This window comes from Ktedonobacter racemifer DSM 44963, from assembly GCF_000178855.1.
Taxonomy (GTDB): Bacteria; Chloroflexota; Ktedonobacteria; order Ktedonobacterales; family Ktedonobacteraceae; genus Ktedonobacter; species Ktedonobacter racemifer.
Genome location: NZ_ADVG01000003.1, coordinates 1,809,029 through 1,826,287, shown reverse-complemented (window position 1 = coordinate 1,826,287; position 17,259 = coordinate 1,809,029). Strand labels below are relative to the sequence as shown.

17 protein-coding genes and 2 pseudogenes are annotated in these 17,259 nt (G+C 53.8%); 13 read left to right on the top strand and 6 right to left on the bottom strand.

The window, feature by feature from the left end; translation table 11 throughout:
* The first annotated feature begins 4 nt into the window (after nt 1-4).
* From KRAC_RS37075 to KRAC_RS37065, 3 genes are all read left to right on the top strand, one after another.
* Entirely contained in the window at nt 5-1,885 is a 1,881-nt protein-coding gene (locus tag KRAC_RS37075; protein ID WP_007916310.1) for a beta-L-arabinofuranosidase domain-containing protein, read from the top strand.
* A gap of 322 nt (nt 1,886-2,207) precedes the next feature.
* Nucleotides 2,208-2,717: a VOC family protein gene (locus KRAC_RS37070; RefSeq protein ID WP_007916308.1), complete on the top strand. Its 510-nt coding sequence runs from the start codon at nt 2,208-2,210 to the stop codon at nt 2,715-2,717.
* Nucleotides 2,718-3,206: 489 nt separating this feature from the next.
* Entirely contained in the window at nt 3,207-4,028 is an 822-nt protein-coding gene (locus tag KRAC_RS37065) for an IS6 family transposase (protein ID WP_007916306.1), read from the top strand.
* Nucleotides 4,029-4,202: 174 nt separating this feature from the next.
* Here KRAC_RS37065 and KRAC_RS37060 read toward each other — a convergent pair whose 3' ends face one another.
* The 4 genes from KRAC_RS37060 to KRAC_RS37045 form a co-directional block, all read right to left on the bottom strand.
* Entirely contained in the window at nt 4,203-5,030 is an 828-nt protein-coding gene (locus KRAC_RS37060; RefSeq protein WP_007916304.1) for an alpha/beta fold hydrolase, read from the bottom strand.
* A gap of 178 nt (nt 5,031-5,208) precedes the next feature.
* Entirely contained in the window at nt 5,209-5,742 is a 534-nt protein-coding gene (locus KRAC_RS37055) for a MarR family winged helix-turn-helix transcriptional regulator (protein ID WP_007916302.1), read from the bottom strand.
* Nucleotides 5,743-5,764: 22 nt separating this feature from the next.
* A complete protein-coding gene (locus KRAC_RS37050) occupies nt 5,765-7,033 on the bottom strand; it encodes an RNA-guided endonuclease InsQ/TnpB family protein (RefSeq protein ID WP_007916300.1) in 1,269 nt (422 codons plus the stop codon).
* Entirely contained in the window at nt 7,011-7,619 is a 609-nt protein-coding gene (locus KRAC_RS37045) for an IS607 family transposase (RefSeq protein WP_007916299.1), read from the bottom strand. Before KRAC_RS37045 ends, KRAC_RS37050 begins: the two co-directional genes overlap by 23 nt.
* A 185-nt stretch (nt 7,620-7,804) precedes the next feature.
* Here KRAC_RS37045 and KRAC_RS37040 point away from each other — a divergent pair, with 185 nt between their 5' ends.
* The 8 genes and pseudogenes from KRAC_RS37040 to KRAC_RS70360 all read left to right on the top strand — a co-directional run bounded on the left by KRAC_RS37040 (nt 7,805) and on the right by KRAC_RS70360 (nt 12,660).
* Nucleotides 7,805-9,166: an FAD-dependent oxidoreductase gene (locus KRAC_RS37040; RefSeq protein ID WP_007916297.1), complete on the top strand. Its 1,362-nt coding sequence runs from the start codon at nt 7,805-7,807 to the stop codon at nt 9,164-9,166.
* A 477-nt stretch (nt 9,167-9,643) separates the two neighbouring features.
* Nucleotides 9,644-10,147 (top strand): VOC family protein, encoded by a 504-nt coding sequence (locus tag KRAC_RS37035; protein WP_007916290.1) that lies wholly within the window; start codon nt 9,644-9,646, stop codon nt 10,145-10,147.
* A gap of 191 nt (nt 10,148-10,338) precedes the next feature.
* Nucleotides 10,339-10,644 carry a DUF5372 family protein gene (locus KRAC_RS37030; RefSeq protein WP_075164447.1) on the top strand — a complete coding sequence of 102 codons (306 nt, stop codon included), beginning with the start codon at nt 10,339-10,341 and terminating at the stop codon, nt 10,642-10,644.
* Nucleotide 10,645: 1 nt separating this feature from the next.
* Nucleotides 10,646-10,813, top strand: a complete 168-nt coding sequence (locus tag KRAC_RS74815; protein ID WP_211221381.1) for a hypothetical protein — start codon at nt 10,646-10,648, stop codon at nt 10,811-10,813.
* Entirely contained in the window at nt 10,810-11,073 is a 264-nt protein-coding gene (locus KRAC_RS74810) for a recombinase family protein (RefSeq protein WP_052568865.1), read from the top strand. Before KRAC_RS74815 ends, KRAC_RS74810 begins: the two co-directional genes overlap by 4 nt.
* Nucleotides 11,070-11,492: pseudogene (locus KRAC_RS79950) on the top strand (recombinase family protein); the annotation flags it as partial. The gene KRAC_RS74810 and the pseudogene KRAC_RS79950, both read left to right, overlap by 4 nt.
* Nucleotides 11,377-11,748: pseudogene (locus KRAC_RS79945) on the top strand (recombinase zinc beta ribbon domain-containing protein); the annotation flags it as partial. The pseudogenes KRAC_RS79950 and KRAC_RS79945, both read left to right, overlap by 116 nt.
* Before the next feature lie 63 nt (nt 11,749-11,811).
* A complete protein-coding gene (locus KRAC_RS70360; RefSeq protein WP_169460960.1) occupies nt 11,812-12,660 on the top strand; it encodes a hypothetical protein in 849 nt (282 codons plus the stop codon).
* A 24-nt stretch (nt 12,661-12,684) separates the two neighbouring features.
* On the opposite strand, the gene KRAC_RS37020 is transcribed toward KRAC_RS70360, so the two are convergent.
* Nucleotides 12,685-14,202 carry an ISL3 family transposase gene (locus KRAC_RS37020; RefSeq protein WP_169460984.1) on the bottom strand — a complete coding sequence of 506 codons (1,518 nt, stop codon included), beginning with the start codon at nt 14,200-14,202 and terminating at the stop codon, nt 12,685-12,687.
* A 227-nt stretch (nt 14,203-14,429) separates the two neighbouring features.
* Between KRAC_RS37020 and KRAC_RS37015 the strand changes: the two genes are divergently transcribed.
* The gene (locus tag KRAC_RS37015) at nt 14,430-15,005 is read left to right on the top strand and encodes an IS4 family transposase (protein ID WP_052568858.1); all 576 of its coding nucleotides are present in this window, start codon (nt 14,430-14,432) and stop codon (nt 15,003-15,005) included.
* A gap of 38 nt (nt 15,006-15,043) precedes the next feature.
* Here KRAC_RS37015 and KRAC_RS37010 read toward each other — a convergent pair whose 3' ends face one another.
* The gene (locus KRAC_RS37010; RefSeq protein ID WP_007916288.1) at nt 15,044-15,865 is read right to left on the bottom strand and encodes an alpha/beta fold hydrolase; all 822 of its coding nucleotides are present in this window, start codon (nt 15,863-15,865) and stop codon (nt 15,044-15,046) included.
* Between the two features lie 641 nt (nt 15,866-16,506).
* On the opposite strand from KRAC_RS37010, the gene KRAC_RS63210 reads away from it, so the two are divergent.
* Nucleotides 16,507-17,229: a TetR/AcrR family transcriptional regulator gene (locus KRAC_RS63210; RefSeq protein ID WP_007916286.1), complete on the top strand. Its 723-nt coding sequence runs from the start codon at nt 16,507-16,509 to the stop codon at nt 17,227-17,229.
* Nucleotides 17,230-17,259 lie beyond the last annotated feature (30 nt).

Sequence of the window (17,259 nt, the reverse complement as noted above, 5' to 3'; positions counted from 1 at the left end):
AACCATGCAGCCAAACAGGAAGAAGCTGGTCAGAGCCACCTTCGATCCTCTTCCACCAGGCCATATTCGTCCAGCTGGGTGGCTGTTACGTCAGTTGCAGATCCAGGCCGAAGGATTAACTGGACACCTCGACGAATTCTGGCCTGATATTGCAAACAGTGGCTGGATTGGTGGAACAGCAGATGCATGGGAGAGAGGTCCCTATTGGCTTGATGGCCTGGTTCCTTTAGCCTTTCTTCTCGACAATCAACATCTGAAGGCCAAGGCTCACTATTGGATAACATATATTCTAGATCACCAACATGAAGATGGATGGATCGGCCCTCTGCAAGAAAACAAGGATGATGGATATGAATATGATCCATGGCCCGTATCAGTAGTACTCAAAGCCATGACCCAGTATCAGGAGGCAATAGGAGATTCGCGAATCATTCCGGCTCTGGTACGCTTCTTTCAGAGGTTGCAAGAACTGCTTGCTCTGCAATCTCTGAAGTCATGGGCTCGGATGCGGAGTGCCGATCTTGTTTTATCTCTGTACTGGCTGTATGAGCGAAGAGAAGAGGATTGGCTTCTTGCGTTAATACAGACTGTTCAACACCAAAGCTATGATTGGATAGAGCATTTTGAGCATTTTCTCTATACAGAGAGGCAGGATACCTGGGAACATGAAAATCATGGGGTCAACACAAGCATGGCCTTGAAGCAACCGGCTGTTTGGTATCGCCTCTCTCAACAGCAGCAGCACCGCCAAGCCATACAAACAATCATTGAGACGCTCGATACCTATCATGGGCAAGTCACTGGAGTATTCTCGGCAGATGAAAACCTTGCTGGAAAGAATCCCTCACAGGGGACAGAATTATGTGTTGTCGTCGAATATTTGTTTTCATTAGAAGTGCTTCTGGCTATTCTGGGGGAGATCTCTCTGGCTGATCGTTGGGAAAGAATCGCTTTCAATGCTCTTCCTGCAACGTTCAAACCAGACATGTGGGCACATCAATATGATCAACAAGTAAATCAGGTGATTTGCGCAATCGACGAGGACAAGATCTATACAACTAATGGGGCGGATGCAAACGTTTTTGGTCTGGAACCACACTTTGGGTGCTGTACGGCCAATATGCATCAGGGCTGGCCGAAGTTTGCGACGCATTTATGGATGAGAACCCAGGACGAAGGACTGGCAGCACTGACCTATGCTCCCTGTACCATTGCCACTCAGTTGTTAGGAATACCAGTGCAGATCCAAGTGGATTCGAACTATCCTTTTAGTGAAACAGTACACATTGTCGTCTCAACTGAATGTCCGATACGTTTCCCCCTTCTTTTACGTGTTCCCACCTGGGCTGAGGGTGCTCACATCATTCTGGAGGATGGTAGGAAAGAGCCAATGCAACCTGGCACCTATTATCGCGTTGAACAAGAATGGTATCGGCCCACTTCCATTTGTCTGCACCTTCCTATGCAGATACACGCACAAACGCGCTATCATGCCAGTGTCTCGGTTGAGCGAGGCCCTCTCATCTATGCTCTGAAAATAGAAGAAGAATGGAAGCAGATTCGAGGCGAGCCTCCATATGCTGATTGGGAAGTCCATCCAAAGGTGCCCTGGAACTATGCACTCAAGATGGAGAGGGCAGATCCAGAGCACTCCTGCCGCGTCATCTTTCATTCACCAGGTGCAGTCCCTTTCTCTCCAGAAGGAGCCTCTGTGCATCTGAGGGTAAAGGGGAGGCGAATCCCTTCTTGGACGCTTGAACACAATGCCGCTGGTTCGCTCCCTATTTCTCCAGTCTCATCAGCGCAACCCATTGAGGATCTCACACTGATCCCCTATGGTTGTACGAACTTGCGTGTGACGGAATTTCCAGTACTTGATGAATAGTGCATATTGGTAAATGACGTGAAGAGTGAGCAGGTTTTGACCTCAAGGGTTAGCATTTGCCCTGAAGGGTGAGCAGTACAGCAAGACAGCAGACAAGAAGCCGCCTCAGAAGCGGCTTCTTGTCTGCTGTCTGTGTAAATGCAATCAGCATTCTTGTTGAGACGAATGGGGAATACCTCGTCGCACGATGCCGAGACGAGAAGCGGGAGTCAGTCCAACGTGAGCAAAAAGTGGCCTCATCTCCCCTCAAAGGAGGCTGGCTTCCGATCTTTTTTGATAGTAGAATGTGGGGAGAGCGAGATCTCATAAAAGGAGCATGAAGATGTCACCACAACCGAACGCAGTGCCACCGATTCCTGAGGGCTGTTCCACCGTGATGCCGTGGATTATTTCACGAGATACGGCCAGGCTCCTCGATTTCCTGAAACACGCCTTTGGGGCGCAGGAGCTCTCCCGCCTGTATAATGCAGATGGCATGATTACACATGCCGAGGCCAGAATTGGTGACTCGATTGTCGGGTGCTTTGATACGAGAGAGGGGTGGCCGGAGACCCCTTGCTTCCTGCGTCTGTACGTCGAGGACGCTGATGCCGTGTACCAACAAGCCCTTGCTGCTGGAGCTGTTTCCGTCACTGAGATGACCAGCCTGGTCTGGGGGGACCGGGGAGGGCGTGTACGCGACCCCCTCGGCAACATCTGGTGGATTCAGACCCGGGTCGAGCAGGTCGATCAAGAGGAGATAGCAACGCGCGTCCAAGATCAGGAGTCTCTCGATGCCATACAGTATACCCGGGAGTCTCTTGATCGCGAGATGAGAAGTCGAGGGCGCTGAGTTCGGACCACCCCATTTATCGTACGCAGGTCTCAACAAGAATGCTGATTGCATTTACACAGACAGCAGACAAGAAGCCGCTTCTGAGGCGGCTTCTTGTCTGCTGTCTTGCTGTACTGCTCACCCTTCAGGGCAAATGCTAACCCTTGAGGTCAAAACCTGCTCACTCTTCACGTCATTTACCACATATGTGACAACTCCCCACGGCTAAAGCCCTGTCTCTTATACACATTTAACAATGGCAAAAGGGAGGCAGCATCAGATGCGAGACGGGAAGCTTGAGCTTACACATCTCTGTTTGTCAGCTCTTCTTTCCCAGACAGCTTTTTCAGCCGCGTTGCCAAATCACTTTGTTAAATATGTATAAGAATCAGCCCTGTAAGAGCAAGGGCCGGTTCTGTCAGAACTCAGGCAACGCCCTTGGCAGAGCAGCCATCCTTCTGGTATGATGATGCTGTGAAAAGAGGATGGAATGAGGAATGATGATTGATGAACTGCCCCCACTGTGCTATCACGACGACCCGGAAACGAGCGAAGCAAACCAAACTTGGATACACCACCTTTTTCTGCCCGCAGTGCCGATGTACCTTCAACGAGCGAACTGGTACTCCTTTCAACCATCTGGAGTTCCCGACAGATATTGTCCTGCTCGCAGTCCTGTGGCGTCTGCGTTACAAACTGAGTCTGCGTGATGTCGCAGAGATGTTTTTAATGCGGGGCTTCCAGTGTACACATGAGGCGATGAGAGACTGGGAAGCGCGGTTTGCGCCGTTGCTTGGGGACCAATTACGGACAAAACGGCGTGGCCAGGCGGGAACATCGTGGTACGCCGATGAAACGTACCTGAAAGTACGTGGAAAATGGTGCTACCTCTATAGAGCGATCAACCACGATGGCAATTTGGTAGATTCTCTGTTGAGTGAGAAGCGAAATATGGAGGCAGCGCAGCGATTTTTCAAGCAAGCAGTTGATGTGATCGGCCATACACCAGAACAGGTGACGACCGATGGTCATACGTCCTATCCGCGTGCCATCCGCGAGGCGATGGGCAGCCATGTTCAGCATCGAACGAGCAAATATCTCAATAATCGGCTCGAGCAAGATCATCGGGGTATCAAACAACGGTACTATCCGATGCGTGGTTTTGGAACCATTGAAGCGGCGGCACGCTTCTGTCGTGCCTTTGACGAAGTGCGCAATTATTTCCGTCTGCGCCGCACCATGGGCGAAGTGATCTCCCTCCTGGAACAACGACAGGCTTTTCTCCAACGTCTTGCAGCCCTGCAAACAGTGGTACAAGCGGCATTATAGGCCAATGAAATAAGAAGTGAGCATTGCTCTGATCCGGCAAGCTTTTCTGTGTTCTCAGTTCTGACAGAACCGTTTGGCCGGGCAGGATTTGCGCTGCTGCGTCAACAGGTTCTTCACGCATTGTAGAGAAGAAAAATGGTCTCCGGAAAAGCGAAAGCTTTCAACATGATACGCTCATCTGTTACGTTTTCGGACCAAGTCAACCACCTGGCGAATAGCATGCACAACCAACTCAGGCTCCTCGTGATGGATGTAGTGTCCACTGTGTTGCGCAACCATCTGTACACTTTGTGAGGAAAGAAGTAAAAGATGTCTCTGCCCTTCTTGCCACGCTTGCTCGAGTCTTGTTGCGAGTTCACGAGGAAAGCCGGGAAATTCAGTCATGAGCATCTCTATCCAGACTTCAGAGGTGTGTGTCAATACCACGAGGGGTACCGCTCCCAACGAAGGAATGGCACACACTAGGGCAGCGCTGGCAACCGGATCTATTCCTTCTGGATTCGCCGTCTCCTGAGTTTCCTGCCTGAGGACTGTTCGTACCTCACGTATCCTCTTGTTCTCATCAGACGCTTCCGGAGGTAGCAGCGCAACCAAATCAAGATCTGGATGAGCTGAATCAACCAGGATGATCCCGCCGACATCATCTGGATACTGGTGAGCGTACAAGCGAACGTTGAAACCGCCAAACGAATGTCCAACGAGGACATAGGGACCAGGGAGACCAATCCGAGTGAGCAAGGTATGCAATTCGTTCACGACCGTCTGACTGGTGCGAGGAAGAGGACCGGGGTCGCTCTGGCCGCGCCCTGCACGATCATAGCTACAGACACAGGTGAACTGAGAGACCGCCTCCTGTATTTGGTGCCAGACCTCGCTGATATCTCCCATTCCTGCATCCAGCACGACCGTAGGGCTTTCCGTTCCTGCACAGAAGGCCGCAAGTCGATATCCTCCCACATCAACGAGGATTTTAGGGAAAGGAGACAATTCCTTCGTATGCATCACTCAATCCTCCATAATATCAATGGCCCTTATTCTATCTTTCTTGATGCGATTTGGCAAATATTAAGCGAGCGAGCAGCACCATTTGCGCGGAAGAGCCCGAGTCCGGCGCAAGCGGAAGGTAAGTTTGGCGCGAACACCGATCGCTGCTCGGACCTAACAGGAGTAAGTCCCGTTGCTACATGCCATCGTTTTTCATTTCTTGCAACGCCTCTTCCGCCCGTGCATTGAGGTTCTGCGTAAAATGAACAATTAGATCCAGTTGCTCATCAGTTAGCAGACTCGCGGCCTCGACCGTAATCTCGGCCATGCGCATAAAATAGTTGCCGAAGCCGCCTGCGAGCGCTTCGGGATTGAGCTCCATGAGCACAACGCGGCGATCTTTCGCAGAGCGCACGCGACGAGCATAGCCGAGCTTTTCCAGGCGATCGAGCACAAAGGTGATGGCCCCCGTTGTCAGGCCGCTGAGATCGGCAATGCGGCTCGCGTTGAGCGGGCCCAGGCGCGAGAGCAGGCTCAGCACTTTTATATCGGTGGCATGGATGCCTGTTCGGGCCGCCACGAACTGAAGAAAAAAGGTCGAGACATCGGTGCTGCGCTGCATCTCACTAACCAGATCCCTCAGCAGCCCAGCGCGATCACGCTGCTGCTCTCTCGCTGCGGCCTGTCCGCTTTCTTCTGCTTTCGCCTGCGTCCGTCTCTCTTCCTCCATGTTGTCCTCTGCCTTTCTAAATCTACTCAAATGTGCGCGAGGCCCACTCAAATAGATCCAATTGCTGCACGTGCCCCTCACAGGAAGCCCCCTTGACTTCTACGCCGCTTTGGGTCGCATGCAGCACACCGCACTCAGAACCAGCCTGAGCGTGTGGCTCTTGCCGAGCAAGGAACCTCATCAAGAGGTTGTGCGCGCTGTTTTCATCGCGGTCCATGACGAGTCCACATTCCACGCAACAATAGGTTCTCTTCCACAATGGCATGGCTTGCAGATTCCCACAGCCACTACACTGCTTGGACGTGTTGCGCTCATCTAAAAAGTGAAGCTCTTTCCCATACAACTGGCATTTATAGCTGAGCATTTGGAGAAAGGCATACACCCCCCACTCGTTATAGACTGCACGATTGAGGTGTTTGTTACGCTCCCGATGCTCTTTCATGACCATTTGCCTCTGGGAGAGATCACCAACCACAATAGTTCTCTCAACCACGTTGTGGCTTATCAGGTGTGACGCTTTATGAAGACTATCCCGTTGCTTATTGCGTTTCTTCTGCGAAACGCGCTTGTAGACCTTGCTGAGATGGAGGTAGCGACGTGACTTTTTCTTGCATTTGTCACGCTTGGAACGAATCCTATCCAACTGTTTGTTGTACCAGCGCGATCCTTTAAAGCCGCCAATGGTGTAGATTCTGCCTTGCTCGTTGGCTCCCGTTGCTAGTGTCTTGATGCCCAGATCAAAAGCGACCGTTCCATCCGTCTCACGGTGTTTTTCTTTGCGCTCTCTGACAAATGAGGCAAAGTAGTTTCCTCTGGCATCACGGCTGATAGCTACCTCTTTGAATTCTTCTGGTGGCACTTCTCTCAGGCGTGCAACGATGTTGGGATAGTGTTTGTTTTTGCCCTTGCCTCCAGTGGGCAAAATGAGCGTATCACCTTCAATTTTGAGGTACATTGCCGGATAGCAGAGCGTGAAAAAGCAATGACGTGGGCGTACCCGTGGGAATCCCGGTTTTTCTCCTGCTTTGACCCGACGATAGAACGCTTTCATTGCGCCATCCAGACGATAGTAAACCTCTTGTAGCAGTTTGCCATACACCTCAACGAGCTCAGGATCATGGACCTTGCTCGTTTGCAAGCTCTTCTTTGCCTCGTAGAGATCCCACTTTTCGCCCTCTCTGAGCCGCATAACCCACCAGTTATAGAGCGCTCGGCACTTGCCTTGCATGAACTCAAGAGTGGCAGCGTCCTGTTCGCTGAGGTCAATCCTAATCTTTTTGCAAAGCAGCATCTTTGATAACCTTTTTGTAGGAACGCAAACCGTGGAGCCGGGCCGAAAACACGGTCACAATGGCAATCAAGTCTCGTACCAGTTCTTGCTCAGGAGAAAGGTTCTCGCCATTGATGACGATGAGTTCGGTACGGTGCCGCTCGCAAAACGCTTCAAAGTATTCATAGCCAAAGCGAACTAACCGATCCCGATGGGCAAGAACAATGCGACGCACTTGACCAAGCTCTACCATCTCCATCAGACGATGAAACTGTTTGCGTTTGTAGTTGAGCCCACTACCAATATCCGACATCCATTCATCGACCTTGAGCGCATGCTGGTGGCAATAGGCTTCTAACGCTTTTGTTTGGTTGACCAAATCAGGCTTTTGAGCGACTCCAGAGACACGTGAGTAGGCAATGGTGAGGCCCTGCTCTGGCGCTTTCAATCCACGATACTCAAGATACTGATCGTGAGTATAATAGCGCCTGTTCGATTGTGGAGAACGGTGGGCAACTAATTTGCCTTCACGATCCCACTTTTGGAGCGTTTTGGTGGACTTGCCAATAAGTTTCCCGAACGCTTGAATATCATATGTGTTCTTCATAAACACATTTTAACACAATTGAGTGCTTATGTCAAAACTGTTTTAACTCTCCTTTCTGATCCCGCTGCAACATTTTTGCGCCCTCCTTCGTAATATATTTTAATCACTGTAATATCAAATTACTGTCATTTTTAGTCAATGTGATGCTTGACCGCTGAAATTAGTGTATCAGAAGGAGCAATTCGATGTCTACCCAACCACTGCATATTCTCATTATCGGGGCCGGCACCGGCGGGCTGTGTTTGGCGCAGGGTCTGAAGCAGGCTGGGATCAGTGTGACGGTGTATGAACGCGATCGCACACGCATCAATCCCCTGCAGGGCTTCCGCGTTGGCATTGGTCCCGATGGCATTCGGGGCCTGCGGGCCAATCTGCCGTCCGAGCTGTTCGAGACCTTCCTCGCCACCTGTGCGCGGCCTCCGCTCTACCTGAATTTGCTCACCGAGCAGATGAAGGAGTTGATGAGCCTGGAGAGTACGCTGCTGACGGGCGATCCTGATCCGGCGAGACGCGAGCATACAGTCAGTCGCATGACGATGCGCCAGGTGCTTTTGAGTGGGCTGGAAGATATTGTTCACTTTGATAAGACGTTTACGCATTATGAGCAGCAAGACGATGGCACGGTGACGGCCTTTTTTGCAGATGGCTCCAGCGCTACAGGCACGGTCCTGGTGGCGGCGGATGGGGCGAATTCGCGGGTGCGCCGGCAATATCTGCCCCATGCCACGCTGGTGGAGACGGGTCTGCTCTCCGCGGGGGCCAAGGTGCCGATGACGCCGGAGAATGTGGCGCTGATTTCGGAGAAGGTGTTGAAGGGCATGAGCATGGTCTTTGCGCCCAGAGGCGTTGGTTTCATCCTGCATATGGTGGAGTTTCCCTGGCGGCACGATGGCCAGCTCAAGCCAGGGATTGGCGTGAATGAGGCTGAGGTGCTGGCTCAGTGGCCAGGCATGTTATATGACAATGAGAGCGACTATATCGGCTGGGGCCTGTGGGCGCCTCGCCAGCAATTCCCGCGCGATCCCATGAACCTGCGCGGGGAAGAACTGGTGGCGGTGATCCGGGAAATGACCAGCTCCTGGCATCCCAGCCTGCGCACCCTGATCGCGCGCTCTGATCCATCGACGGCGCTGCCGGTGAACATTCGCACCTCGCAGCCTATCGTGCCTTGGCCGACCACGAATGTCACCCTGCTGGGCGACGCCATCCACACTATGACCCCGGGTCGGGGAGCCGGCGCCAACACCGCTCTGCGCGACGCCCGCCTACTCTGCAAGCAGCTCGTGGCCGCGCACGATGGCCAGCTGGATCTGCTGACCGCCATCCACGGCTATGAGGAGAAGATGCAGAAATACGGTGCAGAGGCTGTCAAGCAATCGCTCGCCCAGATGGACCCCAACGCGCCCATCAATAAGCCGGTGATCGGAACAGCCATCATGGCTACCCAGCGCACGATGCTGCGCGCCGTCAATCATCTTCCCCCAGCCAAACGCGCTGTGGCCCGCGCCTTCAGCCGCGGACGCGGGGCGGATCGGCAGGAAGATTAATGCCTCCAGCTCACGAGTCTGTCCATTGTGGCATTCCGTGAGGAGCATTTGTACAATGGTGTGGGTTGCTCTTGCCTCAAGAAAAGGGGTAGACACCCACGGAATTGTCACATGTACTCCCACAGAATACCAAAATGGCCCCTATGAGACACATTGAAGCGATCTATCACAGATGTTCATGCTAAAAACAGAGTCAGGGCTTGTAAAAGCTCTCCTCTAGGGGCTTGAGACAGGTTCTACAATCTGCGTCAAACTCGCCTTCCGCTTGCGCCAAACTCGGGCTCTTCCCCGATCCTGGTGCTGCTCGCTTGTAGCTCTTTGCCAGAATAATTGGATTTTCCGCTGGTTTGATGAATCTCTTCACCTGCTTGAGAGGAGAAAAAGAGAAACATGAACTCGCCTTGAAACAAGGGTCGATTCTGTCCTCCTTTGAAGGTAAACTGTATCTATCAATACATTCCAAGAAGGAGCCTACATATGACAACAGAACCGAACAGAGTGCAACCGATTCCTGAAGGCTATTCCACTGTGACACCGTGGATTGTGACAAGAGATACGGCCAGGCTTCTCGATTTTATGAAACAAGCATTTGGGGCAGAGGAACTCGGCCGGGTATATAACGAGGATGGCTCGATTGGACACGCCGAGGCCAGAATTGGCGACGCTATTGTCATGGCGTTTGATGAGAAAGAGGAGTGGCCGGATACTCCGTGCTTCCTGCGCCTCTTTGTTCCTGATGGCGATGCCCTCTACCAGCGAGCACTCGCTGCCGGAGCGACCTCGGTCACCGAGATCACGAGCATGTTCTGGGGCGACCGAGGTGGGCGTGTGCGTGACCCATTAGGCAACATCTGGTGGATTCAGACCCATGTCGAGAACGTTGCTCCCGAGGAGATGGAAAAACGAGCTAGAGAGAAGGAGATACATACTAGTATCTCGATGCCATGCAGTATGCCCAAGGGTCCTTTGATCGCGAGATGAGGAGTCGGAAGCACAAATAGGATCAGAGCGTCCTCCTGAAAACGGTTGGCAGTTCGCATTGCAGTTTCATCAGACCTACAAGGCATGGAGCACCCATTGACGCAGCAATGCGAATCCTGCCCTCCCGAACATCATCCGTTTGATCAGTTTGATTCTCGTCACCTGGCCTTCTACCTGCCCGTTTAAACGAACTGTCAACTACACCTAATAACACGAATGGTGAGCATTGCTTTACCATTACCCATCCCTTCCATCCCCTCAGCGGGCACAGCTTTCCCTTGCTCTCGCAGAGCCGAGCCTGGGGAGAAGAGCGCGTCTTCTTTGCTGATCCGCACACCCATCAGATCCGCTCGCTGCCCCTGGCCTGGACCAGTCTCGCCCCTCCTGACCCCTTTCTGGTTGTTGCATCTGGGAAATCGGTGCTTCGTTTTGAAGACATAGGACCTCTCAACCAGATGCTTAACGTTCTCCCGGCTTACCAGAAGGAGGATCAGTAAGATGAGGCAGCAGGTCACCGCTCACCACCTTCGTCGCCTGGCATGTCTGTATGTGCGGCAAAGTACGCTCCAACAAGTCCTTGAGAATACCGAAAGTACTGCTCGCCAGTATGCGCTCCGTGAACGCGCGCGCTGGCACTGGGTTGGAGCGAGGAGCGCATCGTGGTGATCGACCAAGATCTGGGCTATTCGGGAGCCTCGACAGCTGACCGCCTGGGTTTCCAGCGCCTGGTGGCTGAAGTCGGCCTCGGACAGGTCGGGCTGGTCTTAGGGCTGGAGGTTTCTCGGCTCGCGCGTAACTCCAGCGATTGGCATCATCTCTTGGAAATCTGTGCGCTCACTCATACCTTGATCTTGGATGAAGAGGGTCTCTACGACCCCTCGACCTTCAATGACCGCCTCTTGCTTGGACGAGAAGCGGCACGATGAGTGAAGCAGAACTTTTTGTGCTGCGCGCCCGCCTGCAAGGCGGTATTCTCAACAAAGCGAGGCGAGGAGCTCTCAAACTGACCTTACCCATCGGGTTGGTCTACACCGAAACGGACGCTGTGGTGCTTGATCCTGACCTACAAGTGCAAGCGAGCATTCGCGAGGTCTTTCGCAGTTTTGCGCACACTGGCTCCGCTTTTACGACGGTGCACCACTTTCGCCAGCAGCATGTGCTTTTCCCGCGCCGCCTGCGTCGTGGAGCCCATCGCGGAGAACTCGTCTGGGCAGAGATTGAGCACCACGATGTGTTGCGGCTCTTACATCACCCAGCCTATGCAGGAGCCTATGTCTACGGGCGCACTCGCACCACCAAGACTGCCGATGGCAAGCTCCATATTCAGGATGTTCCCCGTGCCAACTGGTCAGTCCTTGTGCGCGACGCTCATGTCGGGTACATTAGTTGGGAAGACTTTGAGAGAGAACGCGTCACAACTTGCGTTGAACAGTCAAGCCTATTCGCCCCAACGCTTCTCCCCGCCACGAGAGGGGCCAGCGCTCTTACAGGGCCTTCTCCTCTGTGGGTGCTGCGGGGAGCGGATGACGGTACGCTATCATCAGCGAGAAGGTCAGCGCATCGTACCAGACTATCTCTGCCAGAGCCAAAGCATTGCTCAGGGCCGTGCCCCCTGCCAACGCATTCCTGGGCGAGATCTGGACAGAGCGATTGGGGCAGTGCTCTTGGAGCGCGTGACTCCTGAGGCGCTGGCTTTGACCTTAGCTGTGCAAGAGGAGATCATCCAACGCTCGGATGAAGCACGTCGCCTGCGACATCTACAAGTGGAGCGTGCGCAATATGAAGCGGAGCTGGCTCAACGCCGCTATCTCAAAGTTGATCCTGATAACCGCCTGGTTGCAAGTGTCTTAGAGGCGGAATGGAACGCAAAACTGCGCGCGCTGGAGGAAGCGCGGGCTATTGAAGAGCGTTACAACCAGAGTGATCAGCAGCAAGTGAGCGAGGAAGAACGTGCGGACATCGAGGAGATACCCGAACGGTTTCATCAGTTCTGGAATGACCCCAAGACCACGGCGCGCCAACGCAAACGTGCGGTGCGTCTGCTGATCGAAGACGTTACCGTCCGCAAAGCCGAGCAAATTGTCGCGCACATCCGCTTCAAAGGAGGAGCGACCCAGACCATCACGGTCCCCCTTCCTCCTCCCTTTGCGCAATCCCGCTTGACGTCTCCTGAGACGCTGGTCGCCATGGATCGCCTGCTGGAGGAGTACACGGATGCAGAAGTCGCAGAGCAGCTCAATCAGCAAGGCTATCGCACGTTCGATGGCCTCCTCTTTCAGAGGACGCATGTCTATCAGCTTCGTCGGCATCATGGTCTTGCCGATCGGTATGCACGCTTGCAAACACAGGGTATGATCACCGCGGAAAAACTGGCGCACTCCTACGGAGTCACGGCTCAAACGATCTGGCGCTGGTATCGCCAGGGGCGTATTGCTGGAGCACGATACAATGATCGGGGATCGTGCCTCTTTCTTCCTAAGGCTCGCCAACCATTCTTGACTGACTCAAAATGATACTGATCCGAGAGACGAGGTGCATTATGCAACGTGATCGTTGCTCTGAATGAGTGTCAATCCGGCCAGGACAGCCGCTTTGTCTCGTTCAAGGCCATTGGCAAAACTTTGGAGTTCTGGGATGGCACTGGCTTCAACCTTGCTCAGCCAGGAGTCGAGTTGGGTTCCTTGACGGGAACGCACGAGGCGAAAAAACTCCTGCACGAGTTGATAGATGGTCTCTGCTGTGGCGCTAGCCTGGCGTATCGCCAGGAGTTCTTCTTGCTCTTCTTTCGAGAGATCGTCAAAGGGTCGAACAAAGAGCCAAACGACCTTCTTCGCAGAAAAATGATCCAGGACACCAGCCTCTTCCAGCTCAGCTGGCTTTTTCCCACGCACGACTTCCAAATGGCCTTGGAGCGCTCGGTCAGAATGAGGATAGCCCTGAGCCTTGATCTCGCGCCAAAGCTGTTGGATGTTATGAACGCCCTCATCCCATCGCTTCCTCACATAGGCTTCATATCTATCAAAACTACTCCGATGCCGGTGATGGTAGTTCGTTTCGACATAGGCCCCATCGTTGAGCCAGCGCTGGACTGTTCGCACGCCGAGACCCACTCGTTTTGCGATCTCTTTGACTTTGGCCCCTTGCTCCCGTAGAGCTACCACTTGTTGATAGCGATCATACCGCTCCGTTTGATGGGCCGAGTAGGGCTTGCCGTCAGAAGTCAGAAGTCGCGGCAGAGGTGCCTCGGGTTCGGTCTCTTTGGCTGATTTTTGCTCTGCCTTCTGGCTTTTGCGTATCTCAGCCCGACACCGCGCCAGCGCCTTTTCGACCGCTTCTGTCAGGTTTTTGCAGAGGTGGGAGCGATCTGCTGTCTGAACCGCTTGAGGAGCCCCCTGACTGGCGGCTGCGGCGTAATCTCCCCCTCGATCGCGGCTGACTACCTCAATTTCTGAATGTGCTTGCATCCAGACTTTGGCTGTTTCTGCTTTGCGGTCTGGGAGCAGGTCTATGGCCTTGTGGCTGGTTAAATCGACCAGGACCGTGCCGTAGGTCCGCCCACGACGCAGCGCAAAGTCATCAATGCCAAGATGGGTCACCGCCTCAACAGGAGGAAGGGGCAATGCCATGACGCAACGAAGCACGGTAGCTGGGGAAGTCGTCATTCCCAGGCAATCGGCCAGACGAGCTCCCCCTTCTCCGCAGGTGGCCAGACCAATGGCCTCGATGGCTTTTCGCAGTCGTGTCGTCTTGCGCGCCCAAGCTTCGATAAATGGGCCAAGGCGCTCGGCAAAGACTTTGCGTGGACAGGAAGCCGTATCGCAGCGAAACTTGCGAACATGAAGCGTGAGTTGGACGCGATGACCTGCGCAAGGAACATCAGCGACCACACGCGTGTAGTAACTGCGAATGTGCGTGGCAACCTCGGCACAGAGCGGGCATGCTCCCCCCTCTGCCGTTGCAACCACATCAATACGCAACACATCCTCCACCATAGCGAGTTGGGCCACTTCTAGCCCATCAGGCAGCGACAACAACGAAGATATTTCCATCATCATCTCACTCATCATGAATAAGCGACAGAAAGCACTTTTCATGAGAAGCGTATCACTTTTCATCGATGTGCTACTTGAGAGTGGCAAGCGAGCAGCACCATTTGCGCGGAAGAGCCATGTTGGTTCTTACACATTCTCGGTGAATGATGAGCTTATCTAAACGAAACCTCTGTTTCTCTGAGCACGATATTCGAGCCATTCGCTCCATATTTAAGAGCTTATCACCAAGAATGTGTAAGAACCCACGGGATGCGCAACGAGCGAGCAAAGACCCCTTGACCGTCTGGATCATCCGCGTCTGGGAAGAGCTGGCCCCGGAAGGTGAAGAACCGCTGGAATGGGTCTTGTTGACCTCGGTTCCCACCACGACGCTCGAACAAGCATGGGAGCGTGTGGACTGGTATCGGCAACGCTGGCTGGTTGAGGACTATCATCAATGCCTCAAAAGCGGGTGTCGCATCGAGGAACGGCAATTACAAACGGTTGACGGTCTGATGCGCTTGTTGGGGCTGTTGTCCCCTCTTGCCGTGCGCTTGTTGCAGGTACGCGCCTATGCTCGTTCCCAGCCAGAACGCCTTGCTCACGAAGTCATTGAGCCTCTGGCGCTTGCCATATTGGCTGAGCGCTCTGGGCAGTCGCCCGCCACCATGACTGTCGGTACCTTCTGGACGGAAGTGACACGGCTCGGTGGCTATCTGGCACGTCGCCATGATGGTCCTGCTGGATGGCGAACCATCTGGAAAGGCTGGTTCTCTTTGCAAACGCTGCTTGAGGGCGTTCACCTTGCATTTCACCTCCGTTTGTAAAATGTGGGTAAGAATCAGGTCTTTTAAGCGGGGGAGTGTCAATGGACGTGATCGGTAACATTCTGCAAAAACGAGAGCAGGTGCTGATTGACAAAGGCGGGATTGTCGAGGTTGGAGATGTGGCCCGCATCGGGTACGACAACGAGGCGGCAATGTGGATCGTGCGCCGCCCACAGCGGCATGGCCTGCCTGATATTGCCGTTCCTGTCGTGGTCCCCAAGCAGCAGCAGTTCCGGCTGCGTAATCCTGTAATCGGGCTCGTAATGCAGACAGGCGGTCATCTCTGTCACGATGGTGATGAACTCGGCTTTGGAGAACTGACTGAACGTGGTGTAAAGGTAGGCGCGCGCTTCCGCTCTAAGGACGCTGGCGCGCGCAGTCTGGCGCTTACACAGCTCGTAAGGATAGAGGCTCAGAATAAGCGGGGTGAGGGGTAGTGCCAGGCGTTCAAGCGCCGTGAGCCTGAGCGTATTGCAGGTGCTGTCAATAGCCACCAGCGCGGTCACACGCTGCGGGTAGTGAAAAACCACTTCCTGAGCGATACTGCCCCCCATCGATTGTCCGACGAAGATGGCTTGCGCATATCCAAGTTGATCCAGGATTGCCATGAGATCCTCGACCGTCCTGCGCAAAGAGAAGCCCGCTCCCATAGGCCGGGAGAGGCCGTGTCCGCGCACATCCCAGGTGAGCACACGATAATGCTCGGCGACCACCTGCACCTGCGGATCGAACATATGGTGATCGGCGAGCGCCCCATGCGTGAACACGACCAGCGGGCGATCCTGCGGCCCTGCCAGCCAGTAGTGCAGAGGACAGCCCTCGCGTTCGAGAACGTATTGGCTCGTCGTTGTGGTATGCATTGTTATAGTTCCTCCTGCGTCATGGTCGGACATGGGCTTTTTCCTGTTATCTTGAATTGAACACACTGAACAATTTTTATCATTTTGTTTAGTATAGTAACAAGAGCGATGCCTGTCAATGGGATGATGGGAGAGGTTCCACCAATAATCGGGTGATGAGGGTTGCCAAAAAGAAGAGAGGTTGCTCCTGTAGACCAAAAATCAAGCATACTGGTGGAACCTCTCAAGTACGTGACAGTACCACTCAAGATCGAGTTCGATGCCCCTGGGGACATTCCTCCTGCTCTGACTGAGGCAATCCGCTCTCTGTACACCCTACACGCCTGAATCGGCGACTATGAGCAGTGGCGGCAGCAAGGCTATCCGGTGGGCAATGGCCTGGTGGAGCGGGCGGTGGCTCTCATCATCAATGCACGCATGAAATGCTGGGGCATGCGAAGGATTCGCGCAAATGCCACCGCGGTGGTCACTTTATGCGCCCAACGCATCAATGCTGCCTGGTAGGCGGCTGTCTAGCACCCGATTGTTGGTGGAACCTCTCCCATCATCCCCCCTTGACGCGGGATCGCTCTTGTTGCTATACTAAACAAAATGATAAAAGTTGTTCAGTGTGTTCAATTCAAGATAACAGGAAAAAGCCCATGTCCGACCATGACGAACGAGAGGCTCACATTCTCCGTGCGGCAGCAGCCGTCATCATCCGCCAGGGATATGACAAGACCACGATGAGCGATATCGCCGATGAAGCAGGGGTCAGTCGCGGGACAGTCTACCTCTACTTCAAGGGAAAGGAGGAACTCTTTGAAGCCCTCCTGTATTGGGAATGGATGCACTATGCTCAGGCCTGCCTGGAAGCTCTCGAGTCCGACCCACGCGGCGGCACCATTGGAGGGTTCTACCGGGCGCTCTTTCGGGCTGTCGACAGCCGTCCCCTGATGGCCTCCATCATGCGACGAGATCGGCGCGTGCTTGGCACCTATCTGCGCAAGCCGGACACTCTGTTTGCCTGGATGGGGTCTGGTTCGATCACCGTCGATTTCATCCGGGCGCTCCAGGCGGTCGGCGTCGTACGCCAGGATCTTGACCCGGAGGTCACGGCACACCTCCTCGAAACGGTGTCGTATGGGCAGTTGACGATAGGAGATTTTAAATCACCTGATCAGTTTCCTCCCTTTTCTATGGTTATGGAGGCGCTTGCCGCCATGTTGGATCGCTGGCTTTTGCCAGAAGATGGAAGCAATAGTGAGGCGGGCAAGCAGGTCTTTCGCCAGAGCTTTACTGCAGCGAAGGAATGGCTTCTCGAAATGAGGCTTTCCCGCAGACAGGCAGGAGACGCACATGAGGGGGCGGAAAAAGGGAACTAATCGCCTCTCTCACCAGAACACCTTCCACTG

What these genes read in the sequence shown, in the direction of transcription:
- KRAC_RS37075 (WP_007916310.1), top strand. Translation starts at nt 5, where the DNA reads ATGCAGCCAAACAGGAAGAAGCTGGTCAGAGCCACCTTCGATCCTCTT.
- KRAC_RS37070 (WP_007916308.1), top strand. Translation starts at nt 2,208, where the DNA reads ATGTCACCACAACCGAACGCAGTGCCACCGATTCCTGAGGGCTGTTCC.
- KRAC_RS37065 (WP_007916306.1), top strand. Translation starts at nt 3,207, where the DNA reads ATGAACTGCCCCCACTGTGCTATCACGACGACCCGGAAACGAGCGAAG.
- KRAC_RS37060 (WP_007916304.1), bottom strand. Translation starts at nt 5,030, where the DNA reads ATGCATACGAAGGAATTGTCTCCTTTCCCTAAAATCCTCGTTGATGTG.
- KRAC_RS37055 (WP_007916302.1), bottom strand. Translation starts at nt 5,742, where the DNA reads ATGGAGGAAGAGAGACGGACGCAGGCGAAAGCAGAAGAAAGCGGACAG.
- KRAC_RS37050 (WP_007916300.1), bottom strand. Translation starts at nt 7,033, where the DNA reads ATGCTGCTTTGCAAAAAGATTAGGATTGACCTCAGCGAACAGGACGCT.
- KRAC_RS37045 (WP_007916299.1), bottom strand. Translation starts at nt 7,619, where the DNA reads ATGAAGAACACATATGATATTCAAGCGTTCGGGAAACTTATTGGCAAG.
- KRAC_RS37040 (WP_007916297.1), top strand. Translation starts at nt 7,805, where the DNA reads ATGTCTACCCAACCACTGCATATTCTCATTATCGGGGCCGGCACCGGC.
- KRAC_RS37035 (WP_007916290.1), top strand. Translation starts at nt 9,644, where the DNA reads ATGACAACAGAACCGAACAGAGTGCAACCGATTCCTGAAGGCTATTCC.
- KRAC_RS74815 (WP_211221381.1), top strand. Translation starts at nt 10,646, where the DNA reads ATGAGGCAGCAGGTCACCGCTCACCACCTTCGTCGCCTGGCATGTCTG.
- KRAC_RS37020 (WP_169460984.1), bottom strand. Translation starts at nt 14,202, where the DNA reads ATGATGATGGAAATATCTTCGTTGTTGTCGCTGCCTGATGGGCTAGAA.
- KRAC_RS37015 (WP_052568858.1), top strand. Translation starts at nt 14,430, where the DNA reads ATGTGTAAGAACCCACGGGATGCGCAACGAGCGAGCAAAGACCCCTTG.
- KRAC_RS37010 (WP_007916288.1), bottom strand. Translation starts at nt 15,865, where the DNA reads ATGCATACCACAACGACGAGCCAATACGTTCTCGAACGCGAGGGCTGT.
- KRAC_RS63210 (WP_007916286.1), top strand. Translation starts at nt 16,507, where the DNA reads ATGTCCGACCATGACGAACGAGAGGCTCACATTCTCCGTGCGGCAGCA.